The sequence below is a fragment of the Streptomyces sp. CC0208 genome, assembly GCF_003443735.1.
Classification (GTDB): domain Bacteria; phylum Actinomycetota; class Actinomycetes; order Streptomycetales; family Streptomycetaceae; genus Streptomyces; species Streptomyces sviceus.
Genome location: NZ_CP031969.1, coordinates 7,045,489 through 7,061,327, shown reverse-complemented (window position 1 = coordinate 7,061,327; position 15,839 = coordinate 7,045,489). Strand labels below are relative to the sequence as shown.

Sequence of the window (15,839 nt, the reverse complement as noted above, 5' to 3'; positions counted from 1 at the left end):
CCTCCCTTTAGCAGGATCTCTGCCGTATCCGTCGTAGCAACGACACGCAGCAACGGGAAGTGTCCATGCCAAAATCGCCGTTGATTTCGTGGACATGACAGATTTGTTGACTCCTCCTCAACTCCCTTGTTCGGCCCGCGTAGATGACCCAGCCTTTACCTCAGCCGGGAGCGGAACGCGACGTTCCCGGTTGTGTGCGCGAGCACGCGCACACCCCCCACGGACCGCGCCCAACCCAGGCGCGTGTCGCCCATGAGGAGGACTCCCTCGTAATGGCACAACTGCGTAGCAAGAGGTTCCGGTTCGCCGCGATAACCACCCTGGCGACCACCGCCCTCGTCGGCGGGCTCACCGCCCTGCCCGCCGCGGCCGCCCCGGCCGAGGGCAAGGTCCTCGCCGCCGGCTCCCCCACAGCCGTCAAGGACAGCTACATCGTCACGCTCAAGAAGAACGCGGGCTTCAGGTCCTCGTCGAGCCAGGGCAAGGGGCTCATCAAGGAGTACGGCGGGACGGTCGGGAAGACCTTCGGTTCCGCGCTCAACGGCTACACGGCCACGCTCTCCGCGACCGAGGCGAAGAGACTCGCCGCGGACCCGGCGGTGGCCGCCGTGGAGCAGAACCAGACCGTCCACCTGGCCGACACCACGCAGTCCAGCGCCCCGTGGGGCCTGGACCGCATCGACCAGGCCGCGCTCCCGCTCTCCGGCACGTACACCTACCCGGACACCGCGGGCAGCGGCGTCACGGCGTACGTCATCGACACCGGCGTCCGCATCACCCACACCCAGATCAGCGGGCGCGCCTCCTACGGTTACGACGCGGTCGACGGCGACACCACCGCCGCCGACGGCAACGGCCACGGCACCCATGTGGCCACCACGATCGCGGGCTCCACCTACGGCGTCGCCAAGAAGGCGAAGATCGTGGCGGTGCGCGTGCTCGACAACGCCGGCTCCGGCACCACCGCCGGCGTCATCGCGGGCATCGACTGGGTCACCAACAACCACTCCGGTCCCTCGGTCGCCAACCTCTCGCTCGGCGGCGGCGCGTCCACCACCCTGGACACCGCCGTCAAGAACTCCATCGCGAGCGGCGTGACCTACGCCGTAGCGGCGGGCAACAGCAGCGCCAACGCCTCCTCGTACTCCCCGGCCCGCGTCACCGAGGCGATCACTGTCGGCGCCACCACCAGCACCGACGCCCGGGCCAGCTACTCCAACTACGGCTCGGTGCTCGACATCTTCGCCCCCGGCTCCTCCATCACGGCGGGCTGGAACACCAGCGACACCGCGACCAACACCATCTCCGGTACGTCGATGGCGACTCCGCACGTCGCGGGCGCGGCAGCGGTCTACCTCGCGGGGCACACCTCGGCCACCCCGGCCCAGGTCGCCACGGCGCTGGTGGGCGGCGCCACCTCCAACGCGGTCACCAGCCCCGGCACCGGTTCACCCAACAAGCTCCTCAAGATCGTTCCGTAGTGCTCTGAACTCCCGTTCCCCGGAGGTGCTTTGCGCCTCCGGGGAACACTCGCGTCCAAGTCCGTACCAGACGGTCTTGACGGCTCCCTCGGCCCTGCGCGACATTGAAGCCCGGCATCCGGCGCTTTCTGGGGGGAAACGTCGCCCATGCAGACAACACGTATCCGGAGACCTTCGCGTGCGTCCGGGAGAGACCTCACGCCCCTGCTCGCGGGCGCCGCGACCGCGGTGGGGGGATGGGGCGCCCTGCTCGCGCTCACCAACTCCGACTCACCCATGCGCGCCCCGCTCACGCTCTTCTTCCTGCTCACGGCACCCGCCGCCGGAATCGCCGCCGCCCTGCGCGGCTTCGATCCCTTCGCCCGGGCACTGGCCTCGCTGGCCGGCTCGGTCGTCCTCAACATGCTGGTGGCCCAGGGCATGCTGGCCACGCACCGCTGGTCGGCGCGCGGCGGCGTCATGGCGATGGCCGTGATCAGCGCCCTCATCCTCCTGCTGGTGCTGATGCGACGGCACCGCGCGGCGAAGGGTCAGGACCTCTGACGTGGACATCAGCGTGTACCGCCCCGGCGAGCTGAGTGCGGCCGACCGGGTGGCATGGACCGCCATGCAGTCCAAGGCCCATCTCCACGGGGCGCCGGGCCTCGCGAACCCGTTCCTGTCCCCCGAGTTCACGCTCGCGGTGGGCCGGTGCAGGCGGGGCGTGCGGATCGCCGTCGTACGGGAGCAGGGCGAACCCGCCGCGTTCCTGCCGTTCCAGAGAACCGCCACCGGTGTCGGCCGGGCCGTCGGCCTCGGCGTCTCGGACGCCCAGGGACTGGTGCACCGGCCCGGATTCACCTGGGACGCCCGGGAGTTGCTGCGCGCCTGCGGGCTCGCCGTCTGGGAGTTCGATCATCTGGTGGAGGGCCAGGGGCCGTTCGAGGCGGAGGCCTCCGGCAGGTTCCCCTCTCCGGTCATGGACGTCGAGCAGGGGTACGCGACGTATCTGGCCGGGCTGCGGGAGCGCTCCCCGAAGTTCGCCCGCACCACCCTCGCCAAGGAGCGCAGACTGGCCCGTACGGCGAGCGGGGTGCGCTACGTCCACGACGAACGTGACCCGGCCGCCCTGCGCACCCTGATGGGCTGGAAGTCCGCCCAGTACCGCAGGACCGGCCGCAGCGACCGCTTCTCGCACGACTGGATCGCCCGGCTCGTGGAGCAGCTGTTCCACACCCGCTCCGAGCCGTTCGCCGGGATCCTCTCCGTGCTGTACGCCGACGGGAAGCCGGTCGCCGCCCACTTCGGGCTGCGCACCGAGCGCGTCCTCGCGTGCTGGTTCCCGGCGTACGACCCGGAGTACGCAAAGTACTCCCCGGGCCTGGTCCTGCATCTGCGGATGGCCGAGGCGGCCGCCGCCGACGGCGTCGCGTACCTCGACCTGGGCCGGGGGCAGAAGGAGTACAAGGACTCCCTGAAGACACGGGAACTGACCGTGTCGGAGGGGTGGGTGACCCGCCGGCACCCGGTCGCGGTCGGACACCGCGTCCGCCGGGTTCCGGTGCGGGCACTGCGCAACACCGTGGTGGCACGGCCGGAGCTGTTCGAACCCGCCGACAGATTGCTGAAGAAGGTGGGCAAGATCCGCTCAGGCCGGACTGTAACGGTCAAACCATCAAAAACGTGAGGCCTCGTTCCAGGTCTTGCCATACGGGTTCAATCGTCAATACCGTCATACATCACACCCGCACCGTCCCGTCATCGAGCGGCTCTAGGGGAGGGCTCAAGGACCGCGACGGGGGCGCGGGGCGCGGTAGGGGGGTGCCGTGCTCGGTGACCGCACCGGTGACCGAGTCGTGCCGCGCGACCGGCTGTCGTTTTCTCCAACAAGCACAGCACGACGGTGGTCGGCCAGCTTTGCCAGCTCACCCGGCAGGTACGGAGATTCCTTCCGGCTTGCCGTGTGTGAGAACCCCCCTTTCGAACCGGAGCAACAAGCCGGACCGCCCAGGGGCGGGCGGTCCACCGGACGAGAGGGAACCAGACTCATGAGTTCAGTTCTGCGCCCGGCGACTGCGGGCCAGGATGTGCCGACAGCCAGCCAGTACCGGCCGATCTCCACCCACCTGGCCATTGCGCCACCGGTGAGTGTGGTCATACCCGCCATGAACGAGGCGGAGAACCTTCCGTACGTCTTCAAGACGCTGCCCGACTGGATCCACGAAGTGGTCCTGGTGGACGGCAACTCCACGGACGACACCGTCGCGGTGGCCCGCGAGCTGTGGCCCGAGGTCAAGGTCGTGAAGCAGCACGGCAAGGGCAAGGGGGACGCCCTGATCACCGGGTTCGAAGCCTGCACCGGTGACATCGTCGTCATGATCGACGCGGACGGCTCGGCCGACGGCAACGAGATCGTCTCCTATGTGTCCGCCCTCGTCTCGGGCGCGGACTTCGCCAAGGGGTCCCGCTTCGCCAACGGCGGCGGCACCGACGACATGACCTTCATCCGCAAGCTCGGCAACTGGGCGCTGTGCACGATCGTCAACCGCAAGTTCGGCGCCCGCTACACGGATCTCTGCTACGGCTACAACGCCTTCTGGCGGCACTGCCTCGACAAGATCGACCTCGACTGCACGGGCTTCGAGGTGGAGACCCTGATGAACATCCGGGTCGTCAAGGCGGGGCTGAAGGTGCAGGAGATCCCGAGCTACGAGTACCTGCGCATCCACGGCGCGAGCAATCTGCGGGCCGTCCGGGACGGGTTCCGGGTGCTCAGGGTGATCCTCGGGGAGCGGTCCAACCGGCGTGCGCTGCGCCGTCGCGCCCACCACTCGCCGATGCTCGACTCGCGCCGGGGAGAGGTGTCTTGAGCGATCCCGACATCTCCGTCGTGATCTGCGTGTACACCGAGGACCGCTGGGAGGACATCCTCGCGGCGGTCGCCTCGGTGCGGACGCAGTCGTACCCGGCCCTGGAGACGCTGCTGGTCGTCGACCACAATCCGGCGCTCCTGGACCGGCTGACCAAGGAGTACAAGGAAGTCCAGGAGGTCCGCGTGTTCGCCAACGCGGGCCCCCGGGGCCTGTCCGCGGGCCGCAACACGGGGATCGCCGCCTCGCGCGGCGAGGTGATCGCCTTCCTGGACGACGACGCCGTCGCCGAGCGGGACTGGCTGCGCCACTTCGCCTCCGGATACGCGGACCCGCGGGTCATGGCGGTCGGCGGCCGTACGGTACCGATCTGGGCGTCGGGGCGCCGGCCTGCCTGGTTCCCCGAGGAGTTCGACTGGGTGGTCGGCTGCACCTACAAGGGCATCCCGGCCGGGCTGGTCAGGGTGCGCAACGTCCTGGGCGGCAACGCCTCCTTCCGCCGCAGCGCCTTCGACGCGGCGGGCGGCTTCGCCACCGGCATCGGACGGGACGGCGACAAGCGCCCGCTGGGCTGCGAGGAGACGGAGCTGTGCATCCGGCTGAGCCGGGCCAGACCGGACGCGGTCCTGCTGATCGACGACCGGGCAGTGATCCACCACCGGGTGCCCGAGGCGCGCGAGCACTTCGGGTACTTCCGCACGCGCGCGTACGCGGAGGGCCTGTCGAAGGCGCTGGTGGCCCGAAGTGTGGGCGCGGACAAGGGACTTGAGTCGGAGCGCCGGTACGCCACGAGGGTGCTGCCGGCCGGGGTGGTGCGCGGGCTGCGGGACGCCGCACTGTCCCGGCCGGGGGGCGCGCGACGGGCCGGCGCGATCGTCACCGGGGTGCTCACCGCGGCCGGCGGGTACGTCGTCGGCACCGTCCGGGCGCGACGGGGAGGAGCCAGCTTCTCGGTCGTGAAAATTGAGGGGGACAGACATGGCTGAGCCGCCCGTACCGATCCTCATGTACCACGCGGTCGCCACCGACCCGAACGACGCCACCCGCGTGCTGTCGGTGTCCCCGGAGGCCTTCGCCCGGCAGATGGAGATCGTCGCCGAGTCAGGCTGCACCCCGGTCAGGACGGCGGACCTCGCGGCCCGTTGGCGCGACGGCCGGCCACTGCCCGCGCGGCCCGTCCTGATCACGTTCGACGACGGCTACGAAGGCGTCCACCGCCACGCCCTGCCCGTGCTCGCCAAGCACGGCTACCCGGCCACGGTGTTCGTCTCCACCGGCTGGATCCGGGGCGCGTACGACACGGGCGGCGGCCTGGACACCATGCTCGACTGGGACCAGGTCCGCGAACTCGCCGCGGCGGACGTCGAGATCGGCGGCCACACCCACACGCACCCGCAGCTCGACCAGCTCGACGACAGCGCGCTGCGCCATGAGCTGATCCACTCCAGGGAGATCGTCACCGACGAGGTCGGCACCGCGCCGGTCTCGCTCGCCTACCCGTTCGGCTACTCCAGCCGCCGGGTGCGCGAGGCGGCCCGCGAGAGCGGGTACGGCCAGGCTCTCGCCGTGAACAACGCCCTCGCGCGGCGCCGCCAGGGGCCGTACGCGCTGACTCGGCTGACCGTGCGACGCGCCACCACGGCCGAGGAGTTCGAGCGGCTCGTCCAGGGCCGGGCGATCGCCCGGGACTTCGCCAGGGACCGTGCCCTCACCAAGGGGTACGCGTTGGTCCGAAGAGCACGACAGGTCCGCCGGAAGGTCTCCCGTTCCCGTGTCTGACACGACGACCACGACCGAGCCCGAGTCGACCGCGGCCAAGGCGCCCGAGCAGTCGGGGCGCCGTCTCCGGCTGCCCGGACTGGGCGGGGGCGGGGGCGGGGGCGGCAACCAGCTGTTCCGCAACGCCTACGCCCTGATGCTCAACACCGGTATCTCCGCGGTGCTCGGCCTCGGCTTCTGGCTGGCTGCCGCCCGCTACTACTCCGAGTCGGCGGTCGGCCAGGGCTCCGCCGCGATCGCCGCGATGAAACTCCTCGCGGGACTGACCGCGGTGACCCTGACCGGAGCGCTGGCCCGCTTCATACCGGTCGCGGGCCGGGCCACCGGGCGCCTCATCGCCCGTACGTACGCGGGCAGTTCGGTGCTCGTGGCGATCGCCGCGGGCGTCTTCCTGCTCACCCTGGACGCGTGGGGGCCGTCGTACCGGTTCCTGCACGGGCCGGTGAACGGCCTCGGCTTCATCGCCGCCGTCATCGCCTGGAACCTGCTCACCCTCCAGGACGGCGTGCTGACCGGGCTGCGCAGCGCGCTGTGGGTGCCGGTCGGCAACACCGTGTTCTCCGCGGTGAAGCTGGGACTCCTGGTCGCGTTCGCGGTGGCGATCCCGACGGCCGGTGTCTTCGTGTCGTGGGTCGCGGCGATCGCCGTCTCCGTGCTGCCCCTCGGCTGGCTGGTGTTCCGGCGCCTGGCGCCGCGCCATGTGAAGGCCACCGAGGACCACGCGAAGCCGCCCTCCCTCAGGGAGATCGGGCGTTTCCTCGCGGGCGACTACACCGGCTCGCTGTTCTCGCTCGCCGTGGTCTATCTGGTCCCGGTGATCGTGGCCTCCCAGGTCAGCTCCCAGGACAACGCGTACTTCTACATCACCACCACGATCGGCGGCACCTGCAACCTGCTCGCCATCAACATGGGCGCCTCCCTGACCGTCGAGGGCTCGCACGACCCGGGCCGGCTCGCCGCCAACACCCGGGCCGCGCTGAAGCGGATGGCGCGGATCATGCTGCCGGTGGCCGGGATCCTGTTCTTCGGGGCGCCCTGGATCCTCGGCGTGTTCGGCTCGGGCTACGCCGACGCGGCCACCCCGCTGCTGCGCTGGTTCGCCGTCGGCGCGGTGCTCCGGGTCGTCATGGAGACGTACTTCGCGGTGCTGCGCGCGCAGAGCCGCACCTCCGGACTCGCCTGGCTGCAGGGCCTGTTGTGCGCGATGGTGCTCGGTCTGACGCTGCTGCTCCTGCCCCGCATGGGGCTGACCGGAGCGGGCGTCGCCGAGATCTCCTCGCTCGCGGTGATCGTGGCGATCGCCGCGCCCAGGCTGTACCGGACGGTCCGGCTCGCCCCGGCCCCCGAGGTGCCCGCGACCGCCGCTCCCGACGGCGACCTCGCCGACCTCGGCGCGCGCGAGGTACCCGCCGCGGGCCGCGCCCGCCGTCCCGGCTGGGCCCTCGACCAGGACACCCTCGCGCTGGGCATCCACGTCGACTTCGACCACCAGGAACGCCGTCCCGACGTACGCCCCGGACCCGGCACCCCGCCCACCGGCACACCCGTGAACGGCGTGACGCGCGACCGGCCGACGTGGGCGCTGCAGAAGCCGCCCGAACTCGGGCTGCCCGTGGAAGAGCGGGAGCCGGGCTCCGAGTCCTCCGTGGGACCGGCCGAGACGGAGGTGGACGCGCCGTTCGAGGTGGCCTTCGACACGGGCAAGGAGGTCGACGTCCCGGAAGAGCCCGCCGTACCCGAGGAGGCGCCGCAGTCCGCGGAGCCGCCGCGGCCGCTGTCCTGGCGGGAGCGGCTGCAGCCCACCTGGCTCGGGGTGTTCCTCGGCTGCCTGCTGTCCCTCGCGCTGCTCCTGTACTGGGTGCCGGCCCTCGGCCTGGGCGAGGCCGACCTGGACCGGATGGGCGGGCTCGGACTGATCTCGGTCCTGCCGCTGCCCACGTTGGCGGGCGCGGCCCTCCTGGTCGTGGTCTTCGCCTCGCTGCTCTGGCTTGGCCGCGAGCACAAGGCGCTGCTGCTGGTCACCCTGGTGGCGACCGTGTTCTCGCTGCACGCGCTGCCCGCGGTGATCGAGGTCGAACCGCGGTTCGCGACGGCCTGGCAGCACCTCGGGTTCCTCGACTACATCGACCGGACCGGCTCCGCGGTGCCCGACCTGGACGCCCGCTGGAGCTGGCCGGGCTTCTTCGCGGCGGCCGCGTTCGTGGGGCAGGCGTGCGGGGTCACGGACTTCACCGAGATCATCCGCTGGTGGCCCACCGCGATCCAACTCGCCTACCTGGTACCGATGTTCCTGCTGGTACGGCACATGCGGGCGAGCTGGCGGGCCAAGTGGACCGGCATCTGGATCTTCGTGCTCAGCGGCTGGGTCGGCCAGGACTACTTCTCCCCGCAGGGCTTCACCTATCTGCTGTATCTGGTGTTCGTGGCGGTCCTGCTGGTCTGGTTCCGCGCCCCGCGCGTGATCTGGACGAAGCGGCGGCCCGGCGAAGCGGAGGTCGAACCGACGAACCGCCGCCAACGGGCCGTGCTGCTTGCGGTGTTGATCGGGCTGTTCGCGGCGAGCGTGCCCGCCCACCAGCTCACCCCGTTCGTGATGCTCGGTGTGCTGGCGGTGCTCGTCCTGATCGGCCGCAGCGAACTGCGCGGTCTGCCCATCCTGTTCGCCGTCATGGTGACCGCCTGGATCGGCTGGATGGCCGAGCCGTACTGGTCGGGCCACTTCGACGACCTGTTCGGCGGGGTGGGCGGGGTCGGCGGCAACGTCTCCTCGTCGGTCTCCGGCCGTATCGAGGGCGGCAGTTCGACCCACAAACTGGTTCTGTACGTGCGTGTGCTGCTGGCCGGCGGGGTCATGGCGCTGGCCTGCTACGGCTGGTGGCGGCGGCGCGAGCACAGGTACCGGGAAGCCGCGCTGCTCGTCCTGACCTTCGTGCCGTTCCTCGGCTTCGGCATGCAGTCGTACGGCGGCGAGATGGCCTTGCGGGTCTTCATGTTCGCCCTGCCGGGCGCCGGTCTGCTCGCCGCGCTGGCGCTCTTCCCGCGCACCGGGGTCACCGCGAAGGAGCGCGAGAAGGACCGGGTCTCGCTCGCCCCGGTGGCCGCGCTGATGGCGGGTCTGCTGCTCGTCGGCGGCTTCCTGGTGGCCCGTTGGGGCAACGAGCCGTTCGAGCGGATCCAGCCCGGCGAGGTCGCCGCCATGGACTACGTCTACGCGCACGACGATCCGACGGTCCGGCTGCTGTGGCTGTCCAACGACACGCTGAACAACGTGACGCCGGCGATGCCGTGGGGCGCGAAGGACATGGAGAAGGTGTCCTATGTGCCCACGCTCGCGCCGACCGACCCGGTGCTGGTGTCCGGGCTGGTCAAGGCGCTCAAGAACGCGGGCCCGAACTCGTATCTGATGGTCAACGTCAGCCAGGTCACGTATCTGCGCCTGGACGTGGGCTATTCGGGGACGTGGGAGCCGCGGCTGCTCGACAACCTCGACAGCCGCAAGGAACTCAGGCGGGTCCTCACCAACGACGACGTGACCATGTACGCCCTGCGGGACCAGCCCGCCGGAAAGGTGCCGAAGGCCGATCCGGGGCCGATCGGGCCGCAGGTGACCTGGACGCCCTGGTCGGTGGTGGGGGCGCTGGCCGCGCTGGCGCTGATCCTGCTGCTCTCGGCCCGTGAGGTGGTGCGGGTCGCGGTGCGGCCGGGGGTGCGGCAGCTGCGGTGGCTGCAGAGCAGCTTCTGGTTCGCGCTGCCGCTGCTCGCGGTGTTCCTGGCGGCGCTGGTGCAGCGGTTCCTGACGATGAAGTGACGCCTTCGGACGTTCTTTCGGAGGTCAAGTGGCTCAGCGGGTGAGCCACTTGACCTCGTAGGCCTGCATGTCGAACCGCTTGCCGTCGACCCGCGCGCTGATCTGCCGGTTCAGGGTGTTCACCACGAGGACCGTCCGGTCGGTGGCCAGGACCCGGACGTTGGGCACGTCGTCGGCGGCGACGGAGACGTTCTCGTACGTGCTCCCTGGCGCGAAGGCCTTGCTGAACCGGCTCAGCAGGTCGAACATCGGTAGCTTCTGCCCCCCGCTCCCGTTGTTCGTCGGCGTCCAGAGACAGCCCGCGCAGTCCGTGCCCTTCTCGTTCTCCGGGTTCCAGTAGAAGGCGGACGTGGTGCCGCCCCTGGCCAGCGCGATCATTCCGGCGGCCTGCACCGCGACCCGGCGGTTCTCCGACCAGCCCTCGCGCTCGTCCCGGCTGTCGGCGGGCTCGACGTAGTACTCGGCCCACCACAGGGGCAGGTTCCCGGTCCGCTGCCGCACCCAGGTGCTCACCGCGGTGAACTTGTCGGTGGCCGCGAACTCGTCGGGCAGCAGTTCGTCGTCGTTGGTGTAGCTGGAGCCGTCCACGACCACGAAGTCGGCGCCCGCCTTGTTCCTGTTCCAGTAGTCGAAGGCGTCGAGGATCCGCTGGTCCATGGCGCCCCAGGCGCCCTTGAAGGTCGCGGAGGCGTCCTCGGAGCGCGGGTCGACGCTGTCCATCACGAGATACGGCCCGCCCACCATGATCTTGGGGTCGACCTTCTTCAGCGCCTTGTAGACCAGGTTGTAGAGCTGGGTGTAGCCCTCGTAGTCCCAGCGGGCCCTGGTGTCGTTCCAGAAGCCCTTGAACTCGTTCCAGACGATGAAGTGGCGTACGTCCGGGTACCGCTTGGCGACGGTCGCGGCGAGCGCGGCGTAGTCCTTGAAGTGGGCGGGGTCCGGCGCGGTCTCCAGGGCCGCCTTGCTCCAGTCGGTGTTGCCGACGCCCGCCTCGCCGCCCTTCATCCAGTCCGGCGCGCAGCACAGGGTGATGGTCGGTGTGGACCCGGAGGCGCGGATGAAGTCGACGCGCCGGTCCAGGTCCTCGAAGTCGTAACGCCCCTTGACCGGCTCGGGGTTGTCGGCGCCCCAGCCCATGATGTGCTGGTTCTGCGGGAGGCCGCCCGCGTCCTCGATCCGTTGTCCGACCCGCTCGGTGGCCGCGGAGCTGCCCTCGTCGGCGCTGAACTGGGTGTGCGTGAAGCCCCAGCCGACGTCCGGGGTGTCCGCGTCCGGTGTGGTCGTCGGGGTGCCGTGGACCCGGTCGCCGTTGCGTGAGGTGCCGTCGGTGCCCGCGCCGCCGCCAGGAAGCGTGTTGAGGAGGGTCACGACCAGCGCCAGAGCCACCGCGCCCACCCCGAGCAGAGCGGTGAGCCGCCACCGCCGTGCCCCCGAATACCACTCATGACGTCCCATCGGGGGCAACGGTATCCGCGAACACACCTGTGCGGGCAGATGTCGGAGATGCACAGCCTTGTAACAGGAGGTAGCGGACAGACCGGAAACACCGGACGCCGACGACACGATCCGCGCACTCCGGAAACCGGGTGCGTATGGGGGTCCCGTGCCGGATCATGGGCCGCATGTCTGCGAACCCACACGACGCTCTGCCGATCCGGCTCAACGTCGACGACAGCGACTCGCCGTCCGACGTCGTCGACGCGCTGTTCCTCGGCCGCTTCGCGACGGGCGAGCAGCCGTACTCCCACGCAGCCAACATCGACCGGGTCCGCACCGGGGCCACGCTCCTGCCGCCGGGCGCCCGGGTGCTGCGTGTCGCCCGCGACGACGACCGCAGCGCGACGCTCGCCGAGGGCGACGGCTGGACCCTGCTGATCTCCCGCTGGAACCGCGGCGCCGACGTCACCGTGACGGCGACCGACGCCGAGCTGGCCGAGAAGGTCCTGGACCAGGCCACCGACGGCGCGGCGGACGAGCCCGAACCCCAGCCGGAGAACGTGACGATGGGGTTCTGGTACGTCTCCCCCAGGCGCGGCCCGCACCGCACGACCCGCCAGATCTCCGCGGGCACCTGGGACGAGGTCCGCCAGAACTACACGGCGCCGGTCGCGGACGCGATGGACCGCCTGATGAAGACGACCCCGGAGGACATCGCGGGCCGTCTGCTCCTGCTGCACGGCCCGCCGGGCACCGGCAAGACCTCCGCCCTGCACACGCTGGCCCGCTCCTGGCGGGACTGGTGCCAGGTGGACTGCGTCCTGGACCCGGAGCGGCTGTTCAGCGACGTCGGCTATCTGATGGACATCGCGATCGGCGAGGACGACTCGACGGGCAAGGGCCGCTGGCGGCTGCTGCTCCTGGAGGACTGCGACGAGCTGATCCGCGGCGAGGCGAAGCACACGGCGGGCCAGGCCCTGTCACGCCTGCTGAACCTGACCGACGGTCTGCTGGGCCAGGGCCGCAACGTCCTGGTCGGCGTCACCACCAACGAGGACCTCGAGCGCCTCCACCCCGCCGTGGTCCGCCCCGGCCGCTGTCTGGCCCGGATCGAGGTGGGCCCCCTGACCCGCGGGGAGGCGGTGGGCTGGCTCGGCACCGAGGAGGGCGTGGGCCGCGAGGGGGCGACCCTGGCGGAGCTGTACGCCCTGCGCCGGGGGACATCGCCGACGGCGGTGCCGGAGCCGCGGCCCGGGGCGGACGCGGGGCTGTACCTGTAGTGCTTTGATGGGCGTATGACCCTGTTCGTCGGCACGTCGGGGTGGCAGTACAAGGACTGGCGGGGCGTCCTCTACCCCGACGGCGTCCCCGTGCGGCTCTGGCTGGAGGAGTACACGGCGCACTTCCCGACGGTCGAGATCAACAACGCCTTCTACCGGCTGCCGAGCCGGGAGACCTTCGAGGCGTGGCGCACGCGGGTGCCGGGGGACTTCGTGGTGGCGGTGAAGGCGAGCCGGTACCTGACCCACATCAAGCGGCTCAAGGATCCCGAGGAGCCGGTGCACCGCCTGATGCGCCACGCGGAGGGGCTGGGCGACCGACTGGGTCCGGTGCTCCTCCAGTTGCCCCCGACCCTGCGCGCCGACACGGAACTGCTGGACGCCTGCCTGGCCTGCTTCCCCGCCTCGACGCGGGTCGCGGTCGAACCCCGCCACGAGTCCTGGTGGACGCCCGAGACCCGTAAGGTCCTGGAGACCCGCGGCGCGGCCCTGTGCTGGGCAGACGTCCGGGCCCGCCCGGTGAGCCCGCTGTGGCGCACCACCGACTGGGGGTACGTCCGCTTCCACGAGGGCCGGGCACAGGCGTGGCCGCACTACGGCAGACGGTCCCTGGAGACCTGGGCCGAGCGGATCGGGGACACCTGGACCGGGGACGAGGACGTCTACGTGTACTTCAACAACGATCCGAACGGTGCCGCCGTGCGGAACGCGAAGCTGTTCGCGTCGCTGTGTCAGCCGCGACCGTAGGCCGCCCGCAGCGCGTCCCGTACGGCCGCCAGGGCGTCGCCCTCCGTCAGCCCCAGTCGCCTGGCCCGCTCCACGTAGGCCTGGGCGGCCGACGCGAGTTCCCGTTCCGCCGCCGAACCGGCCGCGGCGACGAACGTGCCGTTGCGGCCGCGCGTCTCGATCACCCCGTCGCTCTCCAGCGCCCGGTACGCCTTGGCGACGGTGTTCGCGGCGAGCCCGAGCGACTCGGCGAGCCCCCGCACGGTCGGCAGCCGGTACCCGACCGGCAGCACCCCCGCCCGCGCCTGCTCGGAGATCTGCACCCGCACCTGCTCGTACGGCGGTGCACTGTCATCGATGTGGATCTTCAAGGTCACGAGCCGATTGTCCCGCACCCACCGGAAATTGAGAGGCACCCGGGCAGGCCTCCCCCGTAACGTGCGCCTTCATGACTGTGATCGTGCGTGACCTTCGCCCCCAGGACCCGGCCGACGTCGAGAGCTTCGCCCACGTCCGCCATCTGGCCCTCCCGTACATGCTGTGGACCCCGGCCGGTGTACTGCACCGCCTCGTGCACACTCCCGCGGACGCGCACTACCGCTCCCTCGTGGCCGAGGAGGACGGCGAAGTGATCGGCACGGCCCAGATCGGTCTCGCCCATGACAGCCCGGAGCCGGGCCAGGGCTACCACAACATCTACGTACGCCCGGACCGTGTCCGGCGCGGCGCCGGCGCCCTCCTCGTCCGCACCGCCGAGGAGCATCTGGCGGCGCACGGGGCGGCCAAGCTGTTCTCCTGGGTCCTGGACGAGCCGCAGAACCGGGTGTTCGCCGAGCGGCACGGCTACCGGCCCAGCCGCTCCGCGCACTTCCTGCGCCTGGACCTGGTCAACGGCACACTGCCGCCGCTCCAGCCCCTTCCCCCCGGCGTCGAACTGCGCACCGCCGCCGACTTCGCCGACGACCCGCGGCCCTTCTTCGAGCTGGACGCGGAGACGGCGGAAGACGAACCGAGCGACGTGAACACCGAGTTCACGGACTACGACCTGTGGATCGAGGAGAACTGGAAGCACCCGCTCCTTGACCGTGCCCTGACCACGATCGCCCTCGTCGACGGCCGCCCGGCCGCCTTCAGCGCCGCCCACACCGACGGCGCCGGCCGCTACGCCACCGCCATGACCGGCACCGCCCGCGCCTTCCGCGGCCGCGGTCTCGCCAAGCTCGCCAAGAACGCCTCTCTGCACCGGGCCCGCGCCGCCGGCTGCACAGAGGCCCTCACCGGCAACGACGCCGACAACGAACCCATGCTCGCGATCAACAAGTGGTTCGGATACGAGATCTGCGCCACGGAGGTACGTCATGTCCGCGAACTCACCTGAGCCCCTGCGGCGGGTGGACGTCGTCCTGCTCAAGGCAGGCCGCACCAAGATCCGTTACGAGGCCGGGCTCCTCACCGACGACGGCAACCGCGTCACGGTCCGCGCTCCCTGGGCAGGGGAGGGCGTCCGCGACTTCGGCTTCGTCCGCTTCGAGCCGGGCGACGTCTTCACCGAGCACTACTGGCGGGACCGCTGGTACGCCGTCAAGGAGGTCCGCTCCTCGGACGGCACCCTGAAGGGCTGGTACTGCGACATCACCCGCCCGGCGACACTGGACGGCGCCGAGTTGGTCGTCGAGGACCTGGACCTGGATCTGTGGGTCTCGGCGGACGGCACGGAGGTGCTGCGTCTGGACGAGGACGAGTTCGAGGAGAGCGGTCTGAGGGAGCGGGACCCCGCGGCCGCGTCAGCGGCGACAACGGCTCTGGACGAGCTGGACACGCTGGCCCACACACAGCAGTGGCCCCCGAGTTCCTAGTCGCCCCGCACCACCACCGCGTACCGCTCGTCATCCACGTCCTTCCCCCACAACACGGATTCCTCCGAGAGCCGCTCCACGAGCACCCGCCCCCCGAGCGGCTCCGCGAGCCCCGCCACCGTCTCCGCGGCTATCCCGAAGGCCCCCCACACCCCCTCCACCAGCACCAGCCGCCCGCCGGGCCGCAGCAGACCCCACCACTGCCGCAGCACCCGCCCAGGATCCGGCAAGGCCCACAGCACATGTCGGCAAAGGATCACATCGAACCGCTGCTCCCCCACCGGAGGATGCGCGGCGTCACCGACGAGGAACACCGCGTCACGCCCGGCGAGCTTCGCGCGGGCCAGGTCCACCATGGCCGGGGAGCGATCCACCCCGGTCACCCGGTGCCCCTGTTCGGCCGCGAGGAGTGACAGGCTCCCGGTGCCGCACCCGAGGTCGAGGACGTCGGACGGTCTCTCCGGAAGCCACCCCCGCAGCCGCTCGGCCCAGGCCCCGCGCACCTCGGGGTCCCGCAACCCGTGGTCCGGCTCCTCGTCGAAGGACTCCGCCTCGGCGTCCCAGTCCACGCCGCCCACGCCCCCACCGTCACTGTTCTTCGTCATGCGCCCAAGAGTGACACC

At 70.9% G+C, this 15,839-nt stretch carries 14 protein-coding genes; 11 read left to right on the top strand and 3 right to left on the bottom strand.

The window, feature by feature from the left end:
• The first annotated feature begins 272 nt into the window (after window positions 1–272).
• The 7 genes from D1369_RS32445 (at window position 273) to D1369_RS32415 (ending at window position 9,917) form a co-directional block, all read left to right on the top strand.
• Window positions 273–1,481: a S8 family peptidase gene (locus D1369_RS32445; protein WP_007380972.1), complete on the top strand. Its 1,209-nt coding sequence runs from the start codon at window positions 273–275 to the stop codon at window positions 1,479–1,481.
• Between the two features lie 147 nt (window positions 1,482–1,628).
• Window positions 1,629–2,024 carry a hypothetical protein gene (locus D1369_RS32440; protein WP_007380973.1) on the top strand — a complete coding sequence of 132 codons (396 nt, stop codon included), beginning with the start codon at window positions 1,629–1,631 and terminating at the stop codon, window positions 2,022–2,024.
• 1 nt (window position 2,025) lies between these two features.
• A complete protein-coding gene (locus D1369_RS32435; protein ID WP_007380974.1) occupies window positions 2,026–3,147 on the top strand; it encodes a GNAT family N-acetyltransferase in 1,122 nt (373 codons plus the stop codon).
• A gap of 361 nt (window positions 3,148–3,508) precedes the next feature.
• On the top strand, window positions 3,509–4,330 hold the full coding sequence (locus tag D1369_RS32430; RefSeq protein ID WP_007380975.1) for a glycosyltransferase family 2 protein: 822 nt from the start codon (window positions 3,509–3,511) through the stop codon (window positions 4,328–4,330).
• Complete coding sequence (locus D1369_RS32425; protein WP_007380976.1) at window positions 4,327–5,316, top strand: glycosyltransferase family 2 protein; 990 nt, start codon at window positions 4,327–4,329, stop codon at window positions 5,314–5,316. Before D1369_RS32430 ends, D1369_RS32425 begins: the two co-directional genes overlap by 4 nt.
• Window positions 5,309–6,109: a polysaccharide deacetylase family protein gene (locus D1369_RS32420; RefSeq protein WP_007380977.1), complete on the top strand. Its 801-nt coding sequence runs from the start codon at window positions 5,309–5,311 to the stop codon at window positions 6,107–6,109. The genes D1369_RS32425 and D1369_RS32420 overlap by 8 nt, the downstream gene beginning before the upstream one ends.
• Window positions 6,102–9,917, top strand: a complete 3,816-nt coding sequence (locus D1369_RS32415) for a lipopolysaccharide biosynthesis protein (RefSeq protein ID WP_118082756.1) — start codon at window positions 6,102–6,104, stop codon at window positions 9,915–9,917. The genes D1369_RS32420 and D1369_RS32415 overlap by 8 nt, the downstream gene beginning before the upstream one ends.
• A 33-nt stretch (window positions 9,918–9,950) precedes the next feature.
• Here the strand turns inward: D1369_RS32415 and D1369_RS32410 are convergent, their stop codons facing one another.
• Complete coding sequence (locus tag D1369_RS32410) at window positions 9,951–11,372, bottom strand: xylan 1,4-beta-xylosidase (protein ID WP_007380980.1); 1,422 nt, start codon at window positions 11,370–11,372, stop codon at window positions 9,951–9,953.
• A gap of 167 nt (window positions 11,373–11,539) precedes the next feature.
• Here D1369_RS32410 and D1369_RS32405 point away from each other — a divergent pair, with 167 nt between their 5' ends.
• Complete coding sequence (locus D1369_RS32405; RefSeq protein ID WP_118083160.1) at window positions 11,540–12,634, top strand: DUF5925 domain-containing protein; 1,095 nt, start codon at window positions 11,540–11,542, stop codon at window positions 12,632–12,634.
• 15 nt (window positions 12,635–12,649) lie between these two features.
• Window positions 12,650–13,381: a DUF72 domain-containing protein gene (locus D1369_RS32400; protein ID WP_007380981.1), complete on the top strand. Its 732-nt coding sequence runs from the start codon at window positions 12,650–12,652 to the stop codon at window positions 13,379–13,381.
• Here D1369_RS32400 and D1369_RS32395 read toward each other — a convergent pair.
• On the bottom strand, window positions 13,366–13,737 hold the full coding sequence (locus tag D1369_RS32395; protein ID WP_007380982.1) for a GntR family transcriptional regulator: 372 nt from the start codon (window positions 13,735–13,737) through the stop codon (window positions 13,366–13,368). The two genes, D1369_RS32400 and D1369_RS32395, sit on opposite strands and share 16 nt — an antisense overlap.
• A gap of 71 nt (window positions 13,738–13,808) precedes the next feature.
• On the opposite strand from D1369_RS32395, the gene D1369_RS32390 reads away from it, so the two are divergent.
• Together D1369_RS32390 and D1369_RS32385 are read left to right on the top strand one after the other, a co-directional pair.
• Window positions 13,809–14,738, top strand: a complete 930-nt coding sequence (locus D1369_RS32390) for a GNAT family N-acetyltransferase (RefSeq protein ID WP_007380983.1) — start codon at window positions 13,809–13,811, stop codon at window positions 14,736–14,738.
• Window positions 14,719–15,216 carry a DUF402 domain-containing protein gene (locus tag D1369_RS32385; RefSeq protein ID WP_007380984.1) on the top strand — a complete coding sequence of 166 codons (498 nt, stop codon included), beginning with the start codon at window positions 14,719–14,721 and terminating at the stop codon, window positions 15,214–15,216. Before D1369_RS32390 ends, D1369_RS32385 begins: the two co-directional genes overlap by 20 nt.
• Here the strand turns inward: D1369_RS32385 and D1369_RS32380 are convergent.
• Window positions 15,213–15,821, bottom strand: coding sequence for a class I SAM-dependent methyltransferase (locus D1369_RS32380; protein ID WP_037899440.1), 609 nt, complete (start codon window positions 15,819–15,821; stop codon window positions 15,213–15,215). The genes D1369_RS32385 and D1369_RS32380 overlap by 4 nt on opposite strands.
• Between the last annotated feature and the right edge of the window lie 18 nt (window positions 15,822–15,839).

Coding starts and splice junctions, on each gene's coding strand:
- D1369_RS32385 (WP_007380984.1), top strand. CDS start 14,719: ATGTCCGCGAACTCACCTGAGCCCCTGCGGCGGGTGGACGTCGTCCTG.
- D1369_RS32390 (WP_007380983.1), top strand. CDS start 13,809: ATGACTGTGATCGTGCGTGACCTTCGCCCCCAGGACCCGGCCGACGTC.
- D1369_RS32440 (WP_007380973.1), top strand. CDS start 1,629: ATGCAGACAACACGTATCCGGAGACCTTCGCGTGCGTCCGGGAGAGAC.
- D1369_RS32430 (WP_007380975.1), top strand. CDS start 3,509: ATGAGTTCAGTTCTGCGCCCGGCGACTGCGGGCCAGGATGTGCCGACA.
- D1369_RS32410 (WP_007380980.1), bottom strand. CDS start 11,372: ATGGGACGTCATGAGTGGTATTCGGGGGCACGGCGGTGGCGGCTCACC.
- D1369_RS32380 (WP_037899440.1), bottom strand. CDS start 15,821: ATGACGAAGAACAGTGACGGTGGGGGCGTGGGCGGCGTGGACTGGGAC.
- D1369_RS32405 (WP_118083160.1), top strand. CDS start 11,540: ATGTCTGCGAACCCACACGACGCTCTGCCGATCCGGCTCAACGTCGAC.
- D1369_RS32445 (WP_007380972.1), top strand. CDS start 273: ATGGCACAACTGCGTAGCAAGAGGTTCCGGTTCGCCGCGATAACCACC.
- D1369_RS32420 (WP_007380977.1), top strand. CDS start 5,309: ATGGCTGAGCCGCCCGTACCGATCCTCATGTACCACGCGGTCGCCACC.
- D1369_RS32400 (WP_007380981.1), top strand. CDS start 12,650: ATGACCCTGTTCGTCGGCACGTCGGGGTGGCAGTACAAGGACTGGCGG.